General features: G+C 66.1%; 1 protein-coding gene. It reads left to right on the top strand.

Features of this window, described 5'->3' with window-relative positions; genetic code table 11:
* Positions 1 to 5,869, top strand: a 5,869-nt coding sequence (locus ACLML9_RS27360; RefSeq protein ID WP_411948211.1) for an amino acid adenylation domain-containing protein, incomplete at both ends; no start/stop codon positions are given.

The raw sequence follows: 5,869 nt of genomic DNA, 5'->3' as shown, positions 1-5,869 counted from the left end.
CTGGCGGGTGTTCCGGATCAGTTGGATCTGCCGTCGGATCGGCCGCGTCCGGCGGTGCAGTCGTTTGCCGGTGGGCGGGTCGAGGTCGCGATCGATGCGCGGACCCATGCCGGTTTGCAGCGGGTGGCCCGGCAGCAGAACGCGACGCTGTTCATGGTTGTGCATTCGGCGTTGGCGGTGTTGCTGTCGCGGTTGTCGGGTAGTGACGACATCACTATCGGTACGCCGGTGGCGGGTCGTGGTGAGCGGGCGCTCGATGATCTGATCGGTATGTTCGTGAATACGCTGGTGTTCCGGACGCAGTTGGATCGTGGTGAGTCGTTCGCCGGCTTGTTGTCCCGCCAGCGGGAAACCGATATTGCGGCGTTCGCGCATGCGGATGTGCCGTTCGAGCGGTTGGTGGAGGTGCTGAATCCGGCACGTTCGACCGCACGGCACCCGTTGTTCCAGGTGGGGCTGACCTTCCAAAATCTGGCGGAGTCGAGTCTGGAGCTGCCGGGTCTGACGGTATCGGGTGTCGATATCGATACCGAGATCTCGCAGTTCGACCTGAACCTGATCGTCAACGATTCCTACGACCTCACCGGCGAGCCGGAGGGCTTGGTCGGTTATCTGACCTATGCCAGCGCACTGTTCGACCACGCCACGGTCCAGGGATTCGTGGACCGGTTCGTGCGGTTGCTGCGCGAGATCGTCGTGGCCCCGGAGACCGCTGTCGGTGATCTGGAGATTCTCGCTCCGGTCGAGCGTGACCAGGTACTGGCGGAGTGGAATGCCACCGGGCATGCGCTCCCGGAAGGGCTGCTGCTGGATCGGTTCAACGCCGCAGCTGTCGCGCATCCGGAGCGAGTAGCGATTTCGTTCGAGGGGACAAGTCTGTCCTACGGCGAGTTCGCCGGTCGGGTGAACCGGCTCGCGCGGCATCTGATCGCTCAGGGTGTCGGTCCCGAGACGCTGGTGGGTCTGCTCGTTTCCCGGTCGATCGATCTGGTCGTCGGGATGTACGCGGTGGTCGCCGCGGGTGGCGCGTACGTGCCGTTGGATCCGGCGCACCCCGCGGAGCGGATCGGCTACATTCTCGATACCTCGTCGCCGTTGTGCGTGCTGACCTCCACTGCTGATGTGGTGGCAGTGCCGGAAGACACCGGTGTACCGGTGCTCGAGTTGGACGCCTTGGATGTGTCCGGGTATGCCGATACCGAAGTAACCGACGCTGATCGGTTGGCGCCGGTGCGGTCGTCGAATACGACGTATGTGATCTTCACATCCGGTTCCACCGGGCGTCCGAAGGGTGTGGCGGTTCCGCATTCGGCGATCGCAAATCAGGTCGCGTGGATGCTGGCGGAATACCCGCTGGACTCCTCGGATGTGTATCTGCAGAAGACCGCGACCACGTTCGACGTGTCGTTGTGGGGTTACTTCCTGCCGTTGGCGGCGGGTGCACACCTGGTGGTGGCGACTCCCGATGGTCATCGCGATCCCGAATACTTGGCGCGCACGATCGCGGAGCAGCAGGTCACGGTGACCGACTTCGTGCCGTCGATGCTCGGTGTGTTCGCTGCCCATACGCCTGCTGGTTCGATTCCGAGTCTCGAGCATGTGTTCGTGATCGGTGAAGCTCTGCCGCCGGAGACGGTGACGGCGATGCACGCGATCTCGGATGCTGCTGTGCACAACCTGTATGGTCCGACCGAGGCCGCGGTGTCGATCACCTATTGGCAGGCCACGGGCGCGGAGTCGGGGAGTGTGCCGATCGGTGTGCCGCAGTGGAATTCGCGCGTGTATGTGCTGGATTCGCGGTTGCGGCCGGTCCCGGTGGGTGTCACGGGTGAGCTGTATCTCGCGGGTGCTCAGTTGGCGCGCGGGTATGTGACCCGGCCCGATCTGTCTGCGGACCGTTTCGTCGCGAACCCCTTCGCTGTCTCCGAGCGGATGTACCGGACGGGCGACCTGGTGCGATGGCAGCAGGTGGACGGTCTGCCGGTGCTGGAGTACTTGGGTCGTACCGATTTCCAGGTGAAGTTCCGTGGTCAGCGCATCGAGCTCGGGGAGATCGAGTCGGCGTTGCTGGCGCAGCCGGTGGTGAGCCAGGCCGTGGTGACGGTCGCGGCGTCCGAGCTCGGTGAGCAGTTGGTCGCCTACGTGGTTCCTGCTCCGGGTGCGCAGATCGTGTCGGCGGTGTTGCTCGACGATCTGCGTGATGTGCTGCCGACCTACATGATCCCGGCTGTGGTCATGGAGTTGGATGCGTTCCCGTTGAACACCTCGGGCAAGCTGGATCGTAAGGCACTGCCTGCCCCGGTGTTCGAGACGCGGGAGTTCCGCGCCCCGTCGACTCCGATCGAGGAGATCGTGGCGGGTGTGTTCGCCGATGTTCTCGGTGTCGAGCGGATCGGTGCCGATGACGATTTCTTCGCCCTGGGTGGTAACTCGCTGATCGCGACCCAGGTCGCCGCGCGCCTGGGTGCTGCGCTGGATACCACCGTGCCGGTGCGGATGCTGTTCGAGGCCTCCACGGTGGCCGCGCTGGCTGCCGCCGCGGAATCCGCCACCGGGCGTGCGGATCTGCCGGTGCTGGCGGCGCGGGAGCGGCCGGAGCGGGTGCCGTTGTCGCTGGCGCAGCAGCGGATGTGGTTCCTCAACCAGTTCGATACGGATTCGGCCGCCTACAACCTCGCGGTCGCCGTCCGCCTGACCGGTGATCTCGATATCGCTGCTCTGGAGCAGGCGGTTGCCGATGTGGTGGGCCGGCACGAGACGCTGCGCACGGTGTATCCGGCGCAGGACGGGCGACCGTACCAGCTGGTGCTGCCGGTCGGCGAGGTGGCGCCGGAGCTGACGGCGGTTGCGGTGCCCGCGGACGAGTTGCGGGCGCGGGCCGTCGAGGTGATGTCGGCCGGTTTCGATGTGTCGGCCGAGGTGCCGTTGCGGGTGGCGCTGTTCTACCCGGGCGGCGACGAACACGTGCTGGTGTTCGTGTTGCACCACATCGGTGCCGACGGCTGGTCGATGGCGCCGCTGACCCGGGATCTGGTGGCCGCCTACGCTTCACGTGCCGCCGGTTCGGCTCCGGTTTGGTCGCCGCCCGCGGTGCAGTACGCCGATTACAGCCTGTGGCAGCGCGAAGTCCTGGGTTCGGAGGACGACCCGGCGAGCCTGGTCAGCGCGCAGGCCGCTTATTGGCGCGAGACGCTGGCCGGATTGCCGGATGAGCTGAATCTGCCGAGTGACCGGCCGCGTCCGACGGTGCGATCGGTGGCCGGTGGCACGGTGCCGTTCGAGATCGATGCGGAGTTGCATCGGGCGGTGTCGCGGTTGGCTGCCGAGCACAACGCCACGGTGTTCATGGTGGTGCACGCGGTGCTGGCGTTGCTGCTGGCGCGGTTGTCGGCTACCGATGACGTGGCGGTGGGCACGCCGATCGCGGGTCGTGGTGAGGCCGAGCTCGACGATGTGGTCGGCATGTTCGTCAATACGTTGGTGCTGCGGTCGCAGGTGCGGGGTGGGGCGAGTTTCGCGGAGTTCTTGGCGGCGACTCGGGAGGCGGATCTGCAGGCGTTCGCGCATGCCGATATTCCGTTCGAGCGGTTGGTGGAACTGGTCGATGTAGAGCGTTCGACCGCTCGGCATCCGTTGTTCCAGGTGGCGTTGTCGTTCGAGAATCTGCCGCCGGCCGATTTCGAACTGCCCGGACTGCGGGTCGGTGCCATCGATTTCGATATCGATCCGGCGAAGTTCGATCTCTCGCTGCGTATCGCCGAATCCGATTCGGGTCTGGCGGCGGCGTTCTCCTATGCCCGTGACATGTTCGACGAGGACACGGTCGGGGTTTTCGCGAGCCGGTTCCTGCGTTTGTTGTCGGCGGTCGTGCGGGACCCCCGGGCGCCGATCGGCGACCTGCCGATTCTCGACGGCTCCGAATACGGGCTGTTGACCCATGTGCACGGTGACGATGTCATGGCAACGGGGCTGTTGCCGGAGATCCTCACCCATGGTGCGCGGGTGAATCCGGACGGTGTGGCGGTGCGGTACCGCGGCCGGTCGGTGACGTACCGGGAGTTGGACGCGCAGTCGTCGCGGTTGGCCCGAGTGCTGATCGGGCGTGGTGTCGGCCCGGAGCGGATCGTGGCCTCGGCGCTGCCGCGTTCTTATGAGATCGTGCTGGCGTTCTGGGCCGTGGCCAAGGCCGGTGGCGCGCATCTTCCGGTGGATCCGAAGTATCCGCTCGACCGGGTGCGGCATATGCTCTCCGATTCCGGTGCTGTGCTGGGCCTGACCAGTAGTGAGCATGTGGACCGGTTGCCCGGCGATGTGCAGTGGCTGCTGCTCGACGACCTGGAATTGCAGGCGCGAATCGACGCCGAACCGGATACTGCGGTGACCGATGCGGAGCGGATCGCGCCGTTGGCGATGGCGCATCCGGCGTATGTCATCTACACCTCGGGCTCGACAGGTCTGCCCAAGGGCGTGACGGTGACCCATACCGGTCTCGGTGGCCTGGTCGATGTGGCGGCCGATCTGTACGGTGTCGAATCGCGGCATCGGTTCCTGCACATCTGTTCGCCGAGTTTCGATCCGTCGGTGCTGGAATGGGTGTGCACCGCGTTCGTGGGTGCGACGCTCGTCGTGGTTCCCGCGGAGATCATCGGTGGCCCGGAGCTGGCCGAACTCCTGCGCGCCGAGGCGGTGACCCATGCGGTGATCACTCCGGCGGTGCTGGGGACCGTGGATCCGGCGGGTCTGGACGCGCTGGAAGTGGTGTCGGTCGGTGGCGATGTGACCACCCCGGAGCTGCTGGCGAAGTGGGAGCCGGGCCGCAGGTACTTCAACGGGTACGGCCCCACCGAGACGACCATCATCTCGTCGTATGCGCGACTTTCCGCCGGTGACCACGTCACCATCGGTGAACCGGTGCACGGTATGGCTGCGTTGGTGCTGGACGCGCGGTTGCGGCCGGTGCCGCCGGGTGTGGCGGGTGAGCTGTATCTTGCCGGCGGTGGACTGGCACGTGGTTATCTGAATCGCCCGGGGTTGTCCGCGGATCGGTTCGTGGCCAACCCGTACGGTTTCGAGGGTTCGCGGATGTATCGCACCGGTGATGTGGTGCGGTGGTATGCCACACCGGGCGCGCGAGCCGGCAACGAGGCGTTGCCGGCGGTGAACTGGGAACTGGACTATGTGGGCCGTTCGGATTTCCAGGTCAAGGTCCGTGGTTTCCGGGTGGAATTGGGCGAGATCGATACCGCCCTGGGTGCGCACCCGGACGTGGAATTCGCGATAACCGTCGGTCACGACTCCGGTGCCGGTGCGACGATTCTGGTGTCGTATGTGCTGGCGGTGCCGGGACGGAGTGTGGACACCGCCGCGGTGACCGAGTTCGTCTCGGAGCGGTTGCCGGCGCATATGGTCCCCTCGGCACTGATGGTGCTGGACGAGATCCCGCTGACCCCGGTGGGCAAGCTGGACCGCAAGGCGCTCCCGGAACCGGTCTTCGAGGCCCGCGAGTTCCGTGCCCCGTCGACTCCGATCGAGGAGATCGTGGCGGGTGTCTTCGCCGAAGTCCTGGGCATCGAGCGGGTCGGCGCCGACGATGATTTCTTCGCCCTCGGTGGTAATTCGCTGATCGCGACCCAGGTCGCGGCCCGTCTCGGGGCCGCCCTGGACACCACCGTGCCGGTGCGGACGCTGTTCGAAGCGTCCACCGTCGCCGCTTTGGCCGCTGCCGCCGAGACCGCCACCGGTCGGGGGAATCTGCCGGTGCTGGCGCCGCGCGAGCGGCCGGAGCGGGTGCCGTTGTCGTTGGCGCAGCAGCGTATGTGGTTTTTGAACCGGTTCGATGGTCGGTCGGCGGCTTACAACATTCCGATGG

Origin of the sequence: Nocardia sp. NPDC002869 (genome assembly GCF_046764065.1) — a bacterium.
GTDB lineage: Bacteria > Actinomycetota > Actinomycetes > Mycobacteriales > Mycobacteriaceae > Nocardia > Nocardia rhamnosiphila.
The sequence above is the reverse complement of the archived record's forward strand: the minus strand, read 5'-3'. Positions and strand labels throughout refer to the sequence as shown.